Below are 19191 nucleotides of genomic sequence, written 5' to 3' on the forward strand. Positions count from 1 at the left end.
ACGGACATTTCATGTTGTCGGCACTGCCCCTATCACCGGCAAGCCGGCACCCCAGGGGTGCAAGCGCTTGCTAGCGACGGGGCCGCGCAGACGAACGCTTAAGCCAAGGCTTCCATCACCTTGGGGTCCAAGCCCTCACCGGCATGGGCCTGGGCCCATTCCCCCAACTGCCTGCGCATCGCTGGGGTCCAGAAGTTCTGCAAGTGCTGCTGCACCCCTTTCACCGCCAACGCATGATCAGGCTCGCTGTCGAAGTAATGGGCAATCTGGTTGGCCATCTTGACCAGGTTTTCGCTGCTCATCGGCGCACCTCGGCCTGTTCAGGCTTGCCGGCCGTGCGCCGCTCCTTGAGCAGGCGCCGCTGTTCATCGCTGAAGTCCTGGTAGCGCTTTTGCCACTGCGACGGGTGGAACACCTTGACCACCTCCACCGCCGTTACCTTGTATTCCGGGCAGTTGGTGGCCCAGTCGGAGTTGTCGGTAGTGATCACGTTGGCGCCGGACTCGGGGAAGTGGAAGGTGGTGTACACCACCCCCGGTGCCACACGCTCACTGATTTTGGCGCGCAGTACCGTCTGCCCCGCACGGCTGCCGATGCCGACCCAGTCGCCGTCATGGATGCCGCGGCTTTCGGCGTCAGTGGGGTGCAGTTCCAGGCAGTCGGCAGCATGCCAGGCGACGTTGGCGGTGCGCCGGGTCTGGGCACCGACATTGTACTGGCTGAGAATGCGCCCGGTGGTCAGCAGCAGGGGGTAGCGGCTGTTGACCTTCTCGTCGGTGGGCACATAGCCGGTGAGCATGAAGCGCCCCTTGCCCCGCACGAACTGATCGATGTGCATGGTCGGCGTGCCGTCGGGCGCGGCCTCGTTGCAGGGCCACTGCAGGCTGCCATGGCGGTCGATCTCGGCGTAGCTGACGCGGTGGAAGGACGGCGTCAGGCGGGCGATTTCGTCCATGATCTCGGACGGATGGCGGTAGCTCATCGGGTAGCCCAGGGCATTGGCCAAGGCGACGGTGGCCTCCCAGTCCGCCTTGCCGGCCAGCGGCTGCATCACCTTGCGAACCCGCGAAATGCGGCGCTCGGCATTGGTGAAGGTGCCGTCCTTTTCCAGGAACGAGCTGCCCGGCAAGAACACGTGGGCGAACTTGGCCGTCTCGTTGAGGAAGATGTCCTGCACCACCACGCACTCCATGGCCCGCAGCGCGGCCGTGACGTGCTGGGTATTGGGGTCGCTCTGGGCGATGTCCTCACCCTGGCAGTACAGCGCCTTGAAGCTGCCGTCCAGCGCCGCTTCGAACATGTTGGGGATGCGCAGGCCCGGGTCGGGCTGCAGGGTTACGCCCCAGGCCTGCTCGAACTCGGCACGCACGGCCTCGTTGGAGATATGCCGGTAGCCTGGCAGCTCATGGGGGAACGACCCCATGTCGCACGAGCCCTGCACGTTGTTCTGCCCCCGCAGCGGGTTTACGCCCACCCCTTCACGGCCGATATTGCCGGTGGCCATGGCCAGGTTGGCGATGCCCATCACCGCGGTGCTGCCCTGGCTGTGTTCAGTCACGCCCAGGCCGTAGTAGATCGCTGCGTTGCCGCCTGTGGCATACAGCCGGGCGGCGGCGCGGATCTGCTCGGCGGGCACGCCGCACACGGGGCCCTGCACTTCAGGGGCGTTTTCCGGGAGGCTGACGAAGTCGCGCCAGCGGGCGAAGGCCTCACTCTCGCAGCGCTCATCGATGAAGCGCTGGGCCAGTAGCCCCTCGCTAACGATCACATGGGCCAAGGCGTTGAGCATGGCCACGTTGGTGCCCGGGCGCAGTTGCAGGTGCAGCTCGGCACGGGCGTGGGGCGAATCCACCAGGTCGATGCGCCGCGGGTCGATCACGATCAGCCGCGCGCCTTGGCGCAGGCGGCGCTTGAGCTGCGAGCCGAACACCGGGTGGGCGTCGGTGGGGTTGGCACCGATCACCAGGATCACGTCGGCCTGCATGACCGAATCGAAACTCTGGGTGCCCGCCGACTCACCGAGGGTCTGCTTGAGGCCGTAGCCGGTGGGCGAATGGCAAACCCGCGCGCAGGTGTCGACGTTATTGTTGCCAAACGCCGTGCGCACCAGTTTCTGCACCAGGTAGGCTTCTTCGTTGGTGCAACGGCTGGAGGTGATGCCACCGATGGAATCGCGCCCGTACTTGAGCTGGATGCGGCGGAACTCGCTGGCCGCGTAGGTGACGGCCTCATCCCAGCTGACTTCCTGCCACGGGTCATCCAGGTGCTTGCGGATCATCGGTTTGGTGATTCGGTCAGGGTGGGTGGCATAACCCCAGGCGAAGCGGCCCTTGACGCAGGCGTGGCCGTGGTTGGCGCCGCCGTTCTTGTCCGGGACCATGCGGACCAGTTGGTCACCCTTCATTTCGGCACGGAACGAGCAGCCCACGCCACAGTAAGCGCAGGTGGTGATCACCGCGCGTTCCGGCTGGCCGATCTGCACCAGGCTTTTTTCGGTCAGTGTGGCCGTCGGGCAGGCTTGCACGCAGGCACCGCACGACACGCATTCGGAGGTGAGGAAGTTGTCACCACCGGCTGCCGCCACCCGCGACTCGAAGCCGCGCCCGGTGATGGTCAGGGCGAAGGTGCCTTGGATATCCTCGCAGGCACGCACGCAGCGGCTGCAGACGATGCACTTGCTGGGCTCGTAATCGAAGTACGGGTTGGACTCGTCCTTCTGCTCGGCCAGGTGGTTGGCGCCGTCATAGCCGTAGCGCACCTCCCGCAGGCCGACTTGGCCGGCGACCGTCTGCAGTTCGCAGTTGCCGTTGGCCGAGCAGGTCAGGCAGTCGAGCGGGTGGTCGGAAATGTACAGCTCCATGACGTTGCGGCGCAGGTCGGCCAGGCGTGGCGTTTGGGTGCGCACCACCATGCCTTCGCTGACAGGCGTGGTGCAGGACGCCGGGTACCCGCGCATGCCATCGATCTCGACCATGCACATGCGGCAGGAGCCGAAGGCCTCCAGGCTGTCGGTGGCACACAGTTTGGGGATGCTGGTACCCAGCAGGGCTGCGGCGCGCATCACTGAGGTGCCCGCCGGTACGCTGACACTGCGCCCGTCGATGTTCAGGCTGATCTGCACATCACTGTGGCGTTCAGGGGTACCCAGATCGGTCTCGGGGTCGAAGTAATTGATCACTGCGCGGCCTCCGTGGTGGTCAGCCCGAAATCGGCCGGGAAGTACTTGAGGGCGCTGGCCACCGGGTAGGCGGTCATACCGCCCATGGCGCACAGCGAGCCGTACTGCAGGGTGTCGCACAGGTCGCGCAGCAGCAGCGCCTGGTCATGGCGCTCGGTGAGGTCGCTGCTGGCAATCAGGCGGTCGACCACCTCCATCCCGCGGGTAGAACCGATGCGGCAGGGCGTGCACTTGCCGCAGGACTCTTCGGCGCAGAACTGCAGGGCAAAGCGCGCCATGCTGGCCATGTTCAAGGTGTCGTCGGCCACCACCACGCCGCCGTGGCCCAACATCGCCCCCATGGCGGCGAAGGCCTCGTAGTCCAGTGGGGTGTCAAAGTGACTGGGCGGCACCCAGGCACCCAATGGGCCCCCGACCTGGGCGGCCTTCAGCGGCCGGCCACTGGCGGTGCCACCACCGTAGCCTTCCACCAGGTCCCGCAGGGTCAGGCCGAAGGCGCGCTCTACCAGGCCGCCATGGCGGATGTTGCCGGCCAGCTGGAACGGCATGGTGCCAAGCGAACGCCCCATACCGAAATCGCGGTAGAACGCCGCACCCTTGGCCAGAATGGTGGGCACCGAAGCCAGGGTGAGCACGTTGTGCACCAGCGTCGGCAGGCCGAACAGGCCCTGCAGGGCCGGTAGTGGCGGCTTGGCGCGGACGATGCCGCGCTTGCCCTCGATAGATTCGAGCAGCGCGGTTTCCTCACCGCAGATATAGGCACCGGCACCCACCCGTACTTCCAGGTCGAAGGCCTGACCGCTACCGGCCACGTCGGCACCGAGATAACCGGCGTCGCGGGCGATGACCAAGGCCTGATCGAGCACGCGGATCGCGTCGGGGTATTCCGAGCGCACGTAGATATAGCCCTTGTCGGCACCCACCGCGAGGCCGGCGATGATCATGCCTTCGATCAGCAGGAAGGGGTCACCTTCCATCAGCATGCGGTCGGCAAAGGTACCGGAGTCGCCTTCGTCGGCGTTGCACACCACGTACTTCTGCCCTGCCCCGGCGTCACGCACGGTGCGCCATTTGATACCCGCCGGGAACGCCGCACCGCCACGGCCGCGCAGGCCGGAATCGAGCACGGCGGCCACCACGTCGGCGCCGCCCAGCGCAACGGCTTGCTCAAGGCCGGCAAAGCCGCCGTGGGCGCGGTAGTCATCCAGCGACAATGGCCGGGTGATGCCGGCGCGGGCGAACAGCAGGCGTTGCTGGGTCTTGAGGTAAGGGAGCGCTTCCACGGGCCCGAGCGCCAGCGAATGGCTGCCGGGCTCGGCCGCCAATGCATCGAGCAGCGTAGGCACATCCTCAGGGGTGACCGGGCCGAAACCTTGCCGCCCATCAGCGCGCTCGTACTCTACCAGTGGTTCGAGCCAATACAGGCCACGCGAACTGGTGCGCTGAATGTCCAGCGCCACCTGCCGTTGCTCAGCCTCGCGCAGCAACGCCTCGACAACCTGGTCGGCACCCACGGCGCGGGCCACCGAGTCGCAGGGGATGAACAGCTTCAGCATGCTGTGCCCTCCAGGCAACCGTTGACCAGCGCGCGAAGGCGCTCAGGGGTCAGGCGCGCATGCACCTGGCCATCGAGTTCAAGGGCCGGCGAGCAGGCGCATGCGCCCAGGCAGTACACCGGGCGCAGGCTGATGGCGCCGTCGGCGCTGGTGCCATGGTCGTCCAGTGCCAGCTGTTCACGCAGCTGTGCGGCCAGTGCCTCGCTGCCACGGCTCTGGCACGATTCGGCGCGGCACAAGCGCAGGGTATGGCGTGCCGGCGGCGCGGTACGGAAATCGTGGTAGAAGCTGATCACCCCGCGCACCTCGGCCAGGCTGAGGTTGAGGGCATGGGCAATGTCGGCGACGGCGGCATCAGGGATAAAACCGATGCTTTCCTGCACGGCATGCAGGATCGGCAAGAGTGCGCCAGGAGTGTCCTGGTGGCGGCTCAGGATATCGTGGATAACGGGCAGGTGAAGCAATTGATCAGGCATACAGCGGACCTCGGCATCACGGCCCCCGCCAGATTGTTGTAGTAGGCAGGTGACCGGCGTGTTCTGCTGCGGCACACCGCCCACGTCACGGTCGCGTGGTTGTCGGTGGCCTCCTTGCCGCTGGCCGTGCGTCTGCGCGCACTGGGCTCAAGGGCATTTCACAAGCATGGCACTTGTGGCGCCGAACGGATGCACGCGAGCGACCAGGCGCATCCTGAAACCGACCAGAGGGGCGGTCAGCCCAAAACCACATGCGGCAAGAAGCGTGAACTGTCCTTGGTGATAAGCGAATCATCTTCACGAATGCCAAGCCCTGAGGCCTTGTCGCCGATCACCCACGAACCAATCAGCGTGTAACTGTCAGCGAACTTCGGCAAAGGTGCAAAAGCCTGCAGAATATAGGGCGCATCGTCATAGGGCCCGTCTGCAAAGACCCGCCGCCCATCCTCGGTATGGATATCCACGTTGGCGCCCTCACGGGAGAAGTACGGCTTGCGCACCCAGCCCTTGGGCACAGGGGCCTGTGGATTGTCGTCGACAAAGGCCGGCAGCAGGTTCGGATGGCCTTCGAACCACTCCCACAATAACGGCAGGATGCCTTTGTTGGAGATCAGTGCCTTCCAGGGCGGCTCGACAAACTGCGTGTCGCAGCCGGTAATCGCCTGGCCGAAATCCTCATGGAAGATGTGCTCCCACGCATGCAGCTTGAACAGGCGCTGGATGGGCTGGCTTTGGAGGTCGACGAACCGGCCATTGTCGTGCAGGCCGATGTCTTCCAGGTCGATATGCCGTGTGCGGACACCCGCATGCTCAGCCATCCTGCGCAGGAAATCAGTGGTGCCACGGTCCTCCAGCGAGCCTGAGATGGTCGAGAAATAGAACGTCCCCTGCCCCGGCATCGCGGCAAACGCCTGCACCAGGTCTTCGGCCAGGGTATTGAACTGGCTGGCGTGCGCAGGCAACAGCCCGCGCGCTATCTGCTCCTCCAGCCAGATCAGCTGGAAGGCGGCCGCCTCGTACAGTGAGGTTGGCGTATCGTAATTGGCTTCGATGAGCTTCGCCGGGCCATTGCCGTCGTAACTGAAGTCAAAGCGCCCGTACAGGTGCGGCTGTGCCTGCTTCCAGGACCTACGCACCAGGTCGAAGAAGGCCGGTGGGATGGCCAGGCGGGCCATGAGCGCTTCGCTGTCGACGATGCGCCCGACCGCCTCCAGACACAGGGCGTGCAGCGCTTCGGTCGGCGCTTGCAGGTCTCGAACCACCTGAGCTTCGCTGAATTGGTAGTAGCCGCTCTCGTCCCAGTAACGCTGGCCTTCGATGGTGTGGAAGGCGAACCCCTCACGCTCGGCAGTCGCGCGCCAGTCGGGGCGCTCTGCCAGCTCTACCTTGCGCATGCTCACCCCCCGAAAAAGCTACCGGACTTGCCACTCCAGCCGCTACGGGCTGTGGCCTGGCTGCCAAAGCCACCCCGGGTGATCGACCCTGATGAGGCTGCGTGAGGATCCTTGCGGCTCCATCTGCCGCCACCGCCGGACGAACCTGCGCTGCTGCTTTGTTCATCCTCCCTGGCACGCTGGATTTCACCCAAGGCCCCATTGTGCAGCCCAGGGCGCGTTGCACTGCCGTTGGCGTACACAGGCTGTGCGCGGAAACGACGGTCGCGGCTCCGGGCCTGCCCGAGCAGCATACCGGCCACCGCGGCGCTGGCAATATGCCCATAGCCCCCACCCTGAGCGTAGCCAGCATCCAGTTGTGACTGGGTCACCTCAACGGCACTTTCCAGCTCGAACCCGTTCATGCGGGGCATGTACCGCCCATCGACGGTGGTCAGGCAATTGTCTGCACCGAACTGCGCCTCACATGCGCTCTGGAACGCAAACGTCGGCGCCTGGCGAAGATAGTCGCTGTGCGCCTGCTGGTAGGCATCGGTGCAGACAGCGATCGGCATATAGTCATTTACGCAGGCAGCAACGTTGTCGTAATTGGTCTTTTGGCTGACCGTATACAATTCTTCCTGCGGACCACAGGCCGTCAGCGCCAGTGGTAACGAACCGGCCAGTACCAGCTTGAAGGAACTGCGTTTCATCGGCGATTTCATTGGCACCCTCCTGCTCAGGCCGAAGGCGTCATGCAGGCCGAGTTCAGAAAACCGACGCTGATGGCCACGCTTGCGGCGTAGATGGCAGCTGCCAGCTCGCCCTGGGCGATGCGCTGGGACAGGCCACGCAGCACCAGGCTGGTCAGGCCGAAGGCGATCAACTGCACCACCGCTGCGATCACCACCCAGGCGACGAAGTCGAGAATGCTGACGCTGTAGGCGATGATATTGCTGGCCGGCAGCGAAAAACCGATCAGCGAACCACCCAGAGCAATAGCGGCTGCAGGGTTGTTCTGGCGGATCAGGGCGAACTCGCGGTGCGGCGTAAGGCGGGTGTAGATGAACTGGAACAGCCAGAACATCAGCAGGGCCACACTGATATAGAGGATGAAGCCAGTCACCGCCGTGGCGTTGAGGGACAGGCGCAAAGCGTCGAGCATGGGAAATCCTTGTCAGGTTACGTGAAAGTCCGTGGGGAATAGGGTCACACCCAGCGAGGTGGTGTAGGTGAGCGCACCGTACTCATCTTCTTCGACCGACAGCAGCAGAAATTCGCGCCGGTACGGCAAACCGGTGTCACGGGCATAGAGCATGCACAGGTGCTGGATGCGGTACCGTGCTTCGGGGCTGGTAACCGCCTCGCACAGCGCAACCCATTCGGCGAGCCCTGCTTCGCGGCCCCATTGCCGGGAATACAAATTACCGTCGTGTTCGAAGATCGGCATGCCGGCCTTCGGTGCGCTACCGGTCAGGCTTTGCAGGTGCTCCTGGTCATTGACGGCGACTGCGCTGTGGTAGCCGAACAGCACGATATCGCCCGGTTCGGCGCCGTTCATCAGCACCTGTAACCAGTAGTCTTGGTTGTCCAGGTAAAAACGCACCAGGCGCACCGATTGGCCGAGGTCGACCTCGCCAACGGCCCAGACTGTTTCCGGGCCAGGTACCTGAAGCTCTGAGATGCCGTCCAGCAACGGTTTCAGTGAAGGGGCAGGCGTGAAGGTGCTGCCACTGCGCAGGCCAAATGGCAGGCTGGCCTGGTGTAAAAGCGACATAGAGAGCTCCCTGGGGTCGCGGCTATCCTTGCTGAGGGCGGCACATTAGCGGGTTTCAGTGCCAAGACCAAGGCTGACCCTGTGTGGAGGTTTGACGCTAGTGATGGGTGGGGCCTATTGGTCTCATCGCTGGGTAGCGGTCAAATCCAAGTTCGGGCTTGCAGGCCCGGCCGCAGTTTTTGCAGCGGCCCAGCAAGACTAGGGAGCTCGGATTTCCATTGCAATGGCTCAAGGGTGTTGAGAGGCTGATTCAGAAACGGACTACAAGCTAGCATCCCGTATCTGTAGGAAACCGTTAAAAACCATCCTGCGGGAAGATGGGCAGAGACCTTTCACATCGTTCACTCACGTTTTCCGCGGCCCTCACTTGCCTATGAAAGGCGAACATCCAGCGCTCTTGGTAAACTAGGACATCCTTTTTATGAGGCTGGTATTGACGGGGTCGCTCACCGCCACATCCGCCTTGTTCCTTGCTTGTATTCCTTGCCATTTTTTCGGTGTTACCCAGGTGAATGAGGCTGATTCACAGCAAAAGCCCGAATAAATTGGTACAAAAATGCGTAGACCTGAATGCTCCTAGATACTGCAACCCCACAAACTTCGCGCCCTGAGCCGTCACGCCGCTTCAGCGTTGCACCCATGATGGACTGGACCGACCGCCACTGTCGGTTCTTCCTGCGCCTGCTATCCCGGCACACCTTGCTCTACACCGAAATGGTCACCACCGGTGCCCTGCTGCACAACGACGCGCACCGTTTCCTGCGCCACGATGTGTCCGAACATCCGCTTGCCCTGCAGCTGGGCGGCAGTGTGCCAGCCGACTTGGCGACCTGCGCGCGCCTGGCCGAACAAGCGGGCTATGACGAGGTAAACCTCAACGTCGGCTGCCCCAGCGATCGGGTGCAAAACAACATGATCGGCGCTTGCCTCATGGCCCACCCGGCGCTGGTGGCCGATTGCGTCAAGGCCATGCGTGATGCGGTGTCGACGCCGGTGACGGTGAAGCACCGCATTGGTATCAATGGCCGTGACAGCTATGCAGAACTGTGCGACTTCGTCGGGCAGGTACGGGACGCCGGGTGTCGCAGTTTCACCGTGCATGCGCGCATCGCGATTCTCGAAGGGCTTTCGCCCAAGGAAAACCGTGAGATCCCGCCGCTGCGCTACGACGTGGCTGCGCAGCTGAAAGCGGACTTTCCGGACCTTGAGATCGTGCTCAACGGTGGCATCAAGACCTTGGCCGAGTGCCAGATGCACCTGGAGACGTTCGATGGGGTGATGATGGGGCGCGAGGCGTACCACAACTCGTATGTGCTGGCTGAGGTGGATCAGCTGCTGTTTGGCAGTGCTGCGCCGGTGGTCAGCCGTAGCGAGGCGATGGCGCAGTTGCGGCCGTATATCGTGGCGCATATGGAAAGTGGCGGTGCGATGCATCACGTCACCCGGCATATTCTGGGGTTGGGCCAGGGCTTCAAAGGGGCGCGGCGGTTCCGGCAGTTGCTGTCGGCGGATATTCACAAGGCGCCTGAGCCGCTGGCGGTGTTCGACCAAGCGGCGGAGTTGTTGCAGGGGCGGTAAGGTGGCCTGGCGGGCCCTATCGCCGGCAAGCCGGCTCCCACCGGGACCGTGCAGTTTTCGAGCGCTGCGCTGTAACTGTGGGAGAAAATGGATTGAAGCCCAGATGCCATTCAGTCGAGCGATTTGCGGCCCATCGCCGGCAAGCCGGCTACCACAGATCGCGGGTGAAGCTTTCAAGGTGATGGGGAACCTCGTGCTGGCGGGTGACTCGAATCATCACCCCAGACAATTCGCCACCGCCCCGCTGGCCCCTTGAGCGGCCGTCGGGGCTCGGGTAATGTCGAGACATCGCACAGGACAGAGCACGCCATGACTTCCAAGCTGGAACAACTCAAGCAGTTCACCACCGTGGTCGCCGACACCGGGGACCTGGACGCCATCACCCGCCTCAAGCCGGTCGATGCCACCACCAACCCGTCGTTGCTGCTCAAGGCTGCCGCCATCCCGGGCTATGCCGACCTGCTCAAGCAGGTCAAAAGCGATGCCAAGGGCAATGTCGACCTGGCGTGCGACAAGTTCGCCGTGGCGGTGGGCGCGGGCATTCTGAAAGTGATCCCTGGGCGCATCTCCACCGAAGTGGATGCACGCCTGTCGTTCGACGAACCGGCACTGCTGAGCAAGGCCCGCCAACTGATCGAGCTTTACCAGGCCGCCGGCATCTCCAAAGACCGCGTACTGATCAAGCTGGCCTCCACCTGGGAAGGCATCCGCGCCGCCGAGCAGCTGGAGAAGGAAGGCATCCAGACCAACCTGACCCTGCTGTTCTCCTTCGCCCAGGCACAGGCGTGCGCCGATGCCGGTGTGTTCCTGATTTCCCCGTTCGTGGGCCGTATCTATGACTGGTACAAGAAGAGCACCGGCCAAGAGTACGTGGGCGCCGATGACCCTGGCGTCCAGTCGGTCACACGCATCTACAACTACTACAAGGCCAACGGCTACGACACCGTGGTCATGGGCGCCAGCTTCCGCAACATCGGCCAGATCGAGCAACTGGCTGGCTGCGATCGCCTGACCATCAGCCCGGAGCTGCTGCAGCAACTGAGCGATGACCAGGGCGAGCTGCCGCAGGTACTCAAGCCGGGCAATGCCGGCGAGGCCAAGCAGGTGCTCAGCGAAAGCCAGTTCCGCTGGGCGATGAACGAAGACGCCATGGGTACCGAGAAACTGGCGGAGGGCATTCGCCAGTTCGCCCGTGACCAGGAGAAGCTGGAAAAGCTGATGGCTGACAAAGCCTGATACATTTTAGGTTTGCCAGGCGGGCGGTGAATGTTCAGCATTTTCCGCCCGCTTTGCTTTAGCCTTGCAACAAGCGTTCTGAATTCAAAGGCCTGTTCGCGACGGTTCGCCGTGACTGGGCCGATTAGCCACCAGAGCTGTCCATGACTTCCTCCCCTTTGCCCCTTGTTCTCGCCGGCCCTGTACTGCGCCGCCTGGAGCCTCAGCGCCTGGCCATCTGGCTGGTCGGCAGCCAACCCTTGCACCTCGCGTTCAGCTTGGACGGCGCGGCCAAAGTGGATTGCCAGGTCGTACCGATCGGTGAGCACGCCTTCATCCACCTGCTTGACATCGACTTTGCCCAACCGCTGCCCTGCAACGTCGAACTCGAATACGACCTGCTGATCGACGGCCAAGGTATCGCTGACTGGGCGCCGCACCTGCTCTACCCAGGCCGCCAGCGGCCAAGCCTGGTGCTGCGCGACCGCCTGGATCAGCTGCTGCACGGCTCTTGCCGCAAACCGCACCACCCCGCTGCCGATGGCCTGCTCTGCGCAGACAGGCTGCTACAGGCCTGTACGCGCCCCGAAGAGCGCCCGGCCGTGCTGTTGATGACCGGGGACCAAGTCTACGCCGATGATGTAGCAGGGCCGATGCTACGGGCCATTCATTCGCTGATCGAGCGCCTAGGCCTGTTCGATGAACACCTGGACGGCGCAGTCGTGGCCGACAGCAGGTCGCTGTATGACCACCCGGCCAGCTATTACCATCGCGCCGACCTGCTGCCGGCCCAGGAACGTAACGAAACCCTGCGCGAGCGATTCTTCGGCGGCAAGCGCAAACCCATCTTCTCCTCAAGCAATGCCGACAACCATCTGGTGACGTTCGCCGAGGTCATGGCCATGTACCTGCTGGTCTGGTCACCCACCCCTTGGCAACTGGTAGCGCTCGACATGCCTGCGGGCCTTGCCGACCCGCACCAGGCGCGCTACCGCAAGGAACTGCCGCTGATCCAGGCGTTCGCCGACAACCTGGGCCAGGTGGCGCGGGTGATGGCGCACTTACCTTGCCTGATGATCTTCGACGATCACGACATCACCGATGACTGGAACCTGTCGGCGCAGTGGGAAGAAACAGCCTACGGCCACCCATTCTCGCGACGCATCATCGGCAATGCCCTGCTCGGCTACCTGCTGTGTCAGGCCTGGGGCAACGACCCGCAAGGCTGCAAGGCGTTGGTCGGGCAGTGCCAGGCGCTGGCCAGCCCGCAACTGGACAGCCAGCAACACGACCACCTGATCGGTGAACTGCTGCGTTTTCAGGGCTGGCAGTTCAACCTGCCGAGCAACCCGCCCCTGCTGGTGCTGGACACCCGCACCCGGCGCTGGCGCAGCGAAAGCGACCTGGCCAAGCCTTCCGGCTTACTGGACTGGGAGGCGTTGTGCGAACTGCAGCAAGCGTTGCTCGACCACCCTTCGGCGATCATCGTGTCACCGGCGCCGATCTTCGGGGTAAAGCTGATCGAGACGGTGCAGAAAGTGTTCAGCTGGCTGGGCCACCCGCTGCTGGTAGATGCCGAGAACTGGATGGCCCACCGCGGTGCCGCCCAGGTGATCCTGAATATCTTCCGCCACTCGCGCACACCGGGGCACTACGTGATCCTGTCAGGGGACGTGCATTATTCGTTCGTGTACGAGGTGCTGATTCGCCAACGCCAGCGCAGCCCGCACTTGTGGCAGGTCACCAGTAGCGGGATCAAGAATGAATTCCCCCGCCGCTTGCTGGACGTGCTGGACCGGCTCAACCGCTGGCTTTACTCGCCGCGCTCGCCGCTGAACTGGTTTACCCGGCGGCGCGAGATGGAGGTGGTGCCGCGCACGCCCAGCCAGAGCAAGGCTGGGGAGCGCCTGTGGAATGGGGCGGGGCTGGGGCAGGTGTTCTTCGATGAGCAGGGGCGCCCGGCACGGGTGTTTCAGCTGGATGCCAAGGGGGGTGAGGCTACGGAGTTTGCGCGGCCGGACTAGCTGATGCGGCCCTGTGGCGGGTTACCCGCCAAGGGCCCAGACAGCCGCCAGGTCAGGAGCGCTCCAGCGCATTCACCAAGTCATGGAAGGCTTCACGGTTGGAGTCATTCAAGCCCATCAGAATCTTGTGCGCCTCCAGCACCTTGGAGCGCACCACCTCTTCGTTCTGGTCCTGGGATGGCAGGTCGGTCAGGCATTCCGGGCAAGGCACCGGGCGATCGACGATGTTGAACACCTGATCGAAGCCCATCGATTGCAGCAGGCGCGAAATATCCGGGTTGGTGGTGACCACGGTCGGCAGCAGGCCGACCTTCTGCCGCGACAGGATCGACAGCTTGGCCAGCAGCCCCAGGGTGGTGCTGTCGATGCTCTCGGTTTCGGTGAGGTCGATGACGATGGCCGAGAAATTCAGCGCGGTGAAGATTTTCTCGATCGTCGCATCCAGTGCCGAACACAAGGTCAGGCGCACTTCACCGACGAATTTCAGCACGAAGGTACCGCTTTGCTCGGCGAACTGGATTCTACCGGTACTCATTGAAGGTTCCTGCTTAACACCAATAGGGCGATATCATCCGGCATCTCCCCAAGCGTAGCCAATCCAAATCGTTGGCGCAGCCCATCCAGGCTACCACCCGCTGCCTTGACGATCTCCGGCAAGGCGGCTTCTTTATCTTTGAGCGTGTCCCCTGGCAAAAGGTCCAGGATGCCGTCTGACATCAGTGTCAGGCTGAACTGCGGGGGCAGTTCCATCACCAGGTCCTGGTAGGTGGCCTCATCGAACAGGCCCACCGGCAGGCCACGGCCTTCCAGGTAGCGGGCCTGGCCTGGGGTATACAGCACCGGCAGCGGCAAGTGGCCGCCCACGGCATAGGTCAGCAGGCCGGTTTCTTCATCGATCACACCACCGACCATGGTCACGTGCTTGCCCAGCTTGCAGTTGATCAGGCCACGGTTTATGTGGCCGAGCACTTGCGAAGGCTTGAATTCACGCAGCTTGCTGCTGCGCTTGAATTCGAACATCAGCCGGGTGGTCATGAACTTCAGCAGCACGGTGACGAACGCCGACGACGCGCCATGCCCGGAGACATCGGCAAGGTAGAAGGCAATACGCCGTTCATCCACGCGGAAATAGTCGGCGAAGTCGCCAGACAGGTACAGCGACGGGATGATCTGGTGCTCGAAGGCGAACTCCCCGGCAACCCAGGGGCTCTCTGGCAGCATGTTCATCTGCACCTGACGACCGGCAGTCTGGTCCTCCTGCAACAGGTGCAGGCTGGCCTCCAGTTCCCGGTTGGCTGCCTCGAGCTTGTCGCGGTAACGCTGGTTTTCCACTACCAGACGCGAACGATCAAGCGCACGGCGCACCGAATGCTCGAGCACGGCAAGGTCTTCCAGCGGCTTGATCAGGTAATCGGCAGCACCCAGGCGCAAGGCCTCGACCGCGTCGCTCATCACGCCAGCACCCGATACCACGATCACCGGCAACTGCGGCGCCCGCTCACTGACCTGGCGGATCAGCTCAAGGCCGCCCATCTGCGGCATGCGCAGATCGCAGATCACGAGGTCGGGCTGGTGTTCTTCAAAGACCTGGAGCCCCTGCTGGCCATTACCGGCCTGGAGGACGCTGAAGCCACTGTCTTCCAGATAGGCGGCGAGGCTCGCACGGACCACGTCGTCATCATCGATGATCAGCAGCGTTGCACTGATTTTCTGCATGTGGGCGAACGGCGCCGATTTAGGTTGGTGCAGGGGCGTCTGCAAGGCTGACATCCGACTGCTGGAATACTCTGCGGTGACACTCTACTTGAGTTGTAGGCCAAGAAGACGGCCCAGGCAACCGGCAGAGGTACTGTCTAAGGCGCAGACGGTACTCCCATCCGCCAGGCGTTTCAAGCATGCGTGGGTCGAGTTCGGTGCTCTTTACAGGCGAAATCACCGAGAGTTATAAGAAAGCGACCTGTGCAACCCGATGAGAAGGATGCAGCATGCCTACCACGCCCTCCAATCACAGCGAGAAACGCGACTTCATTCGCATGCGCATCGACACCGAAGTCAGCCTGCTGCATGCCGGCCAGGTGATCGCAGCGGTATGCCTGGACCTGTCCAGCAGCGGCATGCAGGTGCAGGCGCCGCAGCGTTTTCAAGTAGGCGACACCCTGGAGGTCCGGATCGATTCCGACCACCCTGCCCTCAAGGGCCTGCATGCCAGCGCCGAAGTGGTGTGGATCGCCGACCAACCCGGCGGGCAGCAGAAATTTGGCCTGCGCATCTTGGCCATGCATTGATCTGTTACGAAAAAGGCGAGCCGGAGGTTGATGCCAGATACTCGCTGCCCGGGCTATTGCAGCGCTGCTGTGGGGCTGCTGCGCACCCCAATCGCCGGCAAGCCGGCTCCCACCACGACCGTGCAGTGCTTCAGGCCTGCGCTTTAGCTGTGGAAGCAATTGTCTTGCTCAACTTATAAAGCTGGCGCGATCCCTGGGGGAGCCGGCTTGCCGGCGATGGGGCCGCACAGCGGCCCCAGGCCCCTCGGCTGACAGCCATCACCCGATGGTCGCCGACCTCGTGTTCCTCAATCAAAAATCGTCTTCGACCTCGCCATCCTTGACCTTGAACTCGCGGTTCTGCAGGTAGGCATTGCGAATGAAGATGTACTTGTCGCCCTGAATCAGCTTTTCAGCCGACAAAAGGCTGGCCCGGGTATCGACCACATCCAGGGCAAAGATCGAGTTGCGGGTCGGCACATGGTCGATGTAGCGGTACGGCTTGGTGTAGCCGTCCGGGTATTTCGCCAGGCCATCGCGAACGGTGCTCGGGCCCAACAGCGGAATCACGACGTACGGACCGCTGGGCAAACCCCAGTAACCGAGCGTCTGGCCGAAGTCTTCGTCGCTGCGCTGCAGGCCCATCTTGGTGCCCACATCGAAGAAGCCGCCCAGGCCGAAGGTGGTATTGACTATCAGCCGCGCCGTATCAACGCCGGCCGCATGCGGCTTGAGCTGCAGCACATTGTTGGCCAGGTTGGTGACATCGCCCAGGTTGCGGAAGATATTGTGGATGCCATCTTCGAGGAACTGGGGGGTGACAGCCTGGTAGCCCTGGGCCAATGGCTTGAGGGCATAGGTGTCGAGGATATCGTTGAAGCGGAAGATCGGCCGGTTGACCGCCTCCCAGGGATCGTCCTCGGTGGCCGCCTGGGTAGCCGCCACAGGCGCCAGCAGCAAGCTGGCACAGACACAGGCCTGGGTGACTCGCTCGATCACACCGGCACCGATCCTACGCATAGATGTTTCTCCATCGAATTTCTCGGCCGCTGGCGCAACGCATGCGCCGCAGGTAAGGCGGCAGTATAGAGGCTTGCGCGCTGATAAACACCCTTACACAGTTTTCCTAAATAATTGTGAGCAGTTACTACAAGTCACAGAGACGTAACAATCGCTGAATAGCCTGCGGCATATTTGGGGAGGTTAACATGCATGACGCACCTGCCTTCACCGCTGTGCTGTTCGGCCTGCGTGGTTGCCTGGTCCAGGCTGCCAATGGCGACCCCTCACCCGCACCCGGCGCCCTCGATACCCTGGCCGGCCTGCGCCGCCAACAGGTGCCATGCATCTGGCTCGATGACCTGAGCAGCCCACAGGGCAAACGCCTGGCCAGCGTGCTGCCGGACTGGTTACCGGGGCACACGGCCAATGGCGTGCGATGGCCGGCGCCCAATGCCTGCTGGCAGGCTCTGATGGCGCTGGACAGCCAACGCCTGGACGGCTGCGTATTGGTCAGCGGCGAGCCGCGGCTGTTGCAATCGGGCCTCAACGCCGGGCTGTGGACAGTCGGCCTGGCCGCCTGCAGCCCATCCTGCGACCTCGGCTCGCAGCAATGGCAAGCCATGACCCCGCAGCAGCAGGAGCTGGCACGGGGCAAGGCCACGCTGGAGCTGTTCCGTCTGGGCGTGCACTCGGTGATCGACCACCTCGAAGCGCTAGACACCTGCCTGACCGACATCGCCCAGCGCCGCGGAAAGGGTGAAAAACCCTGATACAGCAGCGTTGACACGGATCATGCAAAGCAACAGCGGGTGGATTACGCTAGAAGACAGGTGCGAACCTTTGCCGCTTCGCTGAGGTCCATGCCTTGCCAAGCCATTGATGGAGAACAGCCAATGCCTGCCCGCGAATTGCAAGAGCGCCTGAACAGCTTGCGCGAGCAACTGGATCGAAACGTACCGCTTACCGATGAGGAGCTGGCCGCGCTGCATGAGGAAGCCAGACAGATCGAGGCGCAACTGAAGCTTGAAGAAGCCACACCAGACAACAACCTGGTCGATGGTGTGAACCTGGCCATAGAGCGTTTCGAGGCCGAGCATCCCGACCTCACCGCCACCCTGCGCAGCATCGCCAACTCGCTGCACAGTATGGGGATCTGAAACTGCAAGGGGCCGCTTCGCACCCCATGCCGGCAAGCCGGCATGGGGTGCGAAGCGGCCCCAATCACTCGAACCTTACTGGCGCACCAGGCGCACGTTCTCAGGGCTGATCACCCCGGTGCTGCGGTATGGGTTGATATCCAGCCCGCCACGCCGCACATAGCGTGCATAAACCGTCAAATGCTCCGGCTCAAGCAGTTTCTTGAGGTCCAGGTAGATCCGCTCTACACACTGCTCATGAAAATCGGCATGCTGGCGGAAGCTGATCAGGTAGGTCAGCAGGCTCGCATGGTCCAGCGCCCTGCCCTTGTACTCGACCACCACACTGCCCCAATCCGGCTGGCCGGTTACCGGGCAGTTCGACTTGAGCAAGTGACTGTGCAGGGTTTCTTCGACCACCCGCTCAGGGTTGCAGCGCAGCAACTCTGGTTGCGGCTGCTCGTAATTATCGATGGTCACATCCAATGCATCGATGCACTGCCCCGGCAGCGCCACCACGCCTTGCGCCTCTACTTCTGCCAAGCTGCGCACCTGCACGCTCACAGGCTTGCCAGCGGCGGCCGACAGGTCCTTCGCTAGGCATGCCTGCAACTCGCCGAGGGTGGCGAACACCGTCTGGTTCAGTGAGTTCAGGTAGAGCTTGAACGACTTCGATTCGATGATGTTCGGCGAATCGGCAGGGATGGCGAACTCCCCTATCGCCACCACGGGCTTGCCGGACGGCAACAGCCAGGACAGCTCGAAGCAGTTCCAGTAATCCACCCCGTGCCACGGCAGGGTCTGGGCGGTCACACCCAGCTCGGCCCACTTGGCCGTGCGCGGGATAGGGAAGAGCAACGAAGGTGTGTAGGTGGCAATGTATTCGCTGGATTTGCCCAGCGGGGAATGTTCGGCGGCGGGATGCATGGAAACTGACCTGAAGGTTCGGAAATGCCCTTAGTCTACCGGTTTTACAGCCCGCCTTGGAGCGCCAGTCACTCGATGGTCAATGGCCCGACCATGCCGGCCTGGTAATGCCCAGGTACGTTGCAGGCGAATTCGATGGGCGCCGACTGGCGGAAGGTCCAGGTCAACTCGGCGCGCTGGCCGGGCTGCACCAGGACTGTGTTGCCAGCATCATGGCCGTGGGCACCATGGTCCACCTGGCCGTGGCCCGTCCCTTCGTGATTCATGCCAGCGGTGAACAGCTTGCCTTGCATGGCGATCATTTCTTTCTGGTGCTGGGCGTGCATGGCCTTGTCGCCCAGGTTGAACTCATGGGGCAGCTTGCCCTCGTTGATCAGGACGAACCGTACCGTCTCACCCGCCTTGACGTGCAGGTTGGCGGGCTCGAAGGCGATGTCCTTGAGCACAACTTCGACCGTGCGTGTGGCCTTGGCCGCCGGGGCCGGCTCGCCGAAGGCGAAGCTTTTGCCGGTGTCGGCGAGGTTGGGCAGGCTTACCAGGGCAAGCGCAGCGGCGATGAACAGGCGTTTCATGATGACTCCAGACTTGCAGCGGATATGAGGCCACTTTAGAAGGGGCTGACTGGCAGCGACCTGACGGCAAGATTACAAGTTTGTCAGCTTGGGCGGCGGCCGACATAGTCACG

19 protein-coding genes are annotated in these 19191 nt (G+C 63.0%); 6 read left to right on the plus strand and 13 right to left on the minus strand.

Features of this window, described 5'->3' with window-relative positions:
- Positions 1–98: 98 nt before the first annotated feature.
- The 8 genes from ACIPZH_RS14560 to ACIPZH_RS14595 form a co-directional block, all read right to left on the minus strand.
- Positions 99–302 carry a formate dehydrogenase subunit delta gene (locus tag ACIPZH_RS14560; RefSeq protein ID WP_241803196.1) on the minus strand — a complete coding sequence of 68 codons (204 nt, stop codon included), beginning with the start codon at positions 300–302 and terminating at the stop codon, positions 99–101.
- The gene (gene fdhF, locus ACIPZH_RS14565) at positions 299–3178 is read right to left on the minus strand and encodes a formate dehydrogenase subunit alpha (protein ID WP_267822335.1); all 2880 of its coding nucleotides are present in this window, start codon (positions 3176–3178) and stop codon (positions 299–301) included. Before fdhF ends, ACIPZH_RS14560 begins: the two co-directional genes overlap by 4 nt.
- Complete coding sequence (locus ACIPZH_RS14570; protein ID WP_400636656.1) at positions 3175–4734, minus strand: formate dehydrogenase beta subunit; 1560 nt, start codon at positions 4732–4734, stop codon at positions 3175–3177. The genes fdhF and ACIPZH_RS14570 overlap by 4 nt, the downstream gene beginning before the upstream one ends.
- A complete protein-coding gene (locus ACIPZH_RS14575; RefSeq protein WP_267822331.1) occupies positions 4728–5210 on the minus strand; it encodes a formate dehydrogenase subunit gamma in 483 nt (160 codons plus the stop codon). The genes ACIPZH_RS14570 and ACIPZH_RS14575 overlap by 7 nt, the downstream gene beginning before the upstream one ends.
- Positions 5211–5446: 236 nt before the next feature.
- Positions 5447–6604, minus strand: a complete 1158-nt coding sequence (locus ACIPZH_RS14580) for a glutathionylspermidine synthase family protein (protein ID WP_349974566.1) — start codon at positions 6602–6604, stop codon at positions 5447–5449.
- 2 nt (positions 6605–6606) lie between these two features.
- Positions 6607–7296 carry a DUF1190 domain-containing protein gene (locus ACIPZH_RS14585; protein ID WP_400636657.1) on the minus strand — a complete coding sequence of 230 codons (690 nt, stop codon included), beginning with the start codon at positions 7294–7296 and terminating at the stop codon, positions 6607–6609.
- A gap of 26 nt (positions 7297–7322) precedes the next feature.
- A complete protein-coding gene (locus tag ACIPZH_RS14590; RefSeq protein WP_241803190.1) occupies positions 7323–7748 on the minus strand; it encodes a DUF350 domain-containing protein in 426 nt (141 codons plus the stop codon).
- A gap of 12 nt (positions 7749–7760) precedes the next feature.
- Positions 7761–8360, minus strand: a complete 600-nt coding sequence (locus tag ACIPZH_RS14595; RefSeq protein ID WP_400636659.1) for a DUF2491 family protein — start codon at positions 8358–8360, stop codon at positions 7761–7763.
- 570 nt (positions 8361–8930) lie between these two features.
- On the opposite strand from ACIPZH_RS14595, the gene dusA reads away from it, so the two are divergent.
- From dusA to ACIPZH_RS14610, 3 genes are all read left to right on the plus strand, one after another.
- Positions 8931–9938 (plus strand): tRNA dihydrouridine(20/20a) synthase DusA, encoded by a 1008-nt coding sequence (dusA, locus tag ACIPZH_RS14600; RefSeq protein ID WP_400636661.1) that lies wholly within the window; start codon positions 8931–8933, stop codon positions 9936–9938.
- 309 nt (positions 9939–10247) lie between these two features.
- Entirely contained in the window at positions 10248–11174 is a 927-nt protein-coding gene (gene tal / locus ACIPZH_RS14605) for a transaldolase (RefSeq protein ID WP_241803187.1), read from the plus strand.
- A gap of 143 nt (positions 11175–11317) precedes the next feature.
- A complete protein-coding gene (locus ACIPZH_RS14610; protein ID WP_400636663.1) occupies positions 11318–13177 on the plus strand; it encodes an alkaline phosphatase D family protein in 1860 nt (619 codons plus the stop codon).
- Between the two features lie 52 nt (positions 13178–13229).
- On the opposite strand, the gene rssC is transcribed toward ACIPZH_RS14610, so the two are convergent.
- Positions 13230–13712 (minus strand): anti-sigma factor antagonist RssC, encoded by a 483-nt coding sequence (rssC, locus tag ACIPZH_RS14615; RefSeq protein ID WP_039602918.1) that lies wholly within the window; start codon positions 13710–13712, stop codon positions 13230–13232.
- Positions 13709–14893, minus strand: coding sequence for a two-component system response regulator RssB (gene rssB / locus ACIPZH_RS14620; RefSeq protein WP_400636694.1), 1185 nt, complete (start codon positions 14891–14893; stop codon positions 13709–13711). The genes rssC and rssB overlap by 4 nt, the downstream gene beginning before the upstream one ends.
- Before the next feature lie 269 nt (positions 14894–15162).
- On the opposite strand from rssB, the gene ACIPZH_RS14625 reads away from it, so the two are divergent.
- Positions 15163–15462, plus strand: a complete 300-nt coding sequence (locus ACIPZH_RS14625) for a PilZ domain-containing protein (protein ID WP_267822315.1) — start codon at positions 15163–15165, stop codon at positions 15460–15462.
- A 291-nt stretch (positions 15463–15753) separates the two neighbouring features.
- Here ACIPZH_RS14625 and ACIPZH_RS14630 read toward each other — a convergent pair whose 3' ends face one another.
- Complete coding sequence (locus tag ACIPZH_RS14630; protein WP_400627113.1) at positions 15754–16461, minus strand: VacJ family lipoprotein; 708 nt, start codon at positions 16459–16461, stop codon at positions 15754–15756.
- A 188-nt stretch (positions 16462–16649) separates the two neighbouring features.
- On the opposite strand from ACIPZH_RS14630, the gene ACIPZH_RS14635 reads away from it, so the two are divergent.
- Together ACIPZH_RS14635 and ACIPZH_RS14640 are read left to right on the plus strand one after the other, a co-directional pair.
- Complete coding sequence (locus tag ACIPZH_RS14635) at positions 16650–17213, plus strand: phosphonoacetaldehyde phosphonohydrolase-related protein (RefSeq protein ID WP_400627111.1); 564 nt, start codon at positions 16650–16652, stop codon at positions 17211–17213.
- Positions 17214–17336: 123 nt separating this feature from the next.
- Entirely contained in the window at positions 17337–17600 is a 264-nt protein-coding gene (locus ACIPZH_RS14640; protein ID WP_241803182.1) for a DUF4404 family protein, read from the plus strand.
- Between the two features lie 75 nt (positions 17601–17675).
- Here ACIPZH_RS14640 and queF read toward each other — a convergent pair whose 3' ends face one another.
- Together queF and ACIPZH_RS14650 are read right to left on the minus strand one after the other, a co-directional pair.
- A complete protein-coding gene (gene queF, locus ACIPZH_RS14645) occupies positions 17676–18506 on the minus strand; it encodes an NADPH-dependent 7-cyano-7-deazaguanine reductase QueF (RefSeq protein WP_400636664.1) in 831 nt (276 codons plus the stop codon).
- Between the two features lie 68 nt (positions 18507–18574).
- Complete coding sequence (locus ACIPZH_RS14650; RefSeq protein ID WP_400636665.1) at positions 18575–19078, minus strand: plastocyanin/azurin family copper-binding protein; 504 nt, start codon at positions 19076–19078, stop codon at positions 18575–18577.
- Positions 19079–19191 lie beyond the last annotated feature (113 nt).

Origin of the sequence: Pseudomonas sp. NPDC089758 (assembly GCF_044748705.1) — a bacterium.
GTDB lineage: Bacteria > Pseudomonadota > Gammaproteobacteria > Pseudomonadales > Pseudomonadaceae > Aquipseudomonas > Aquipseudomonas putida_X.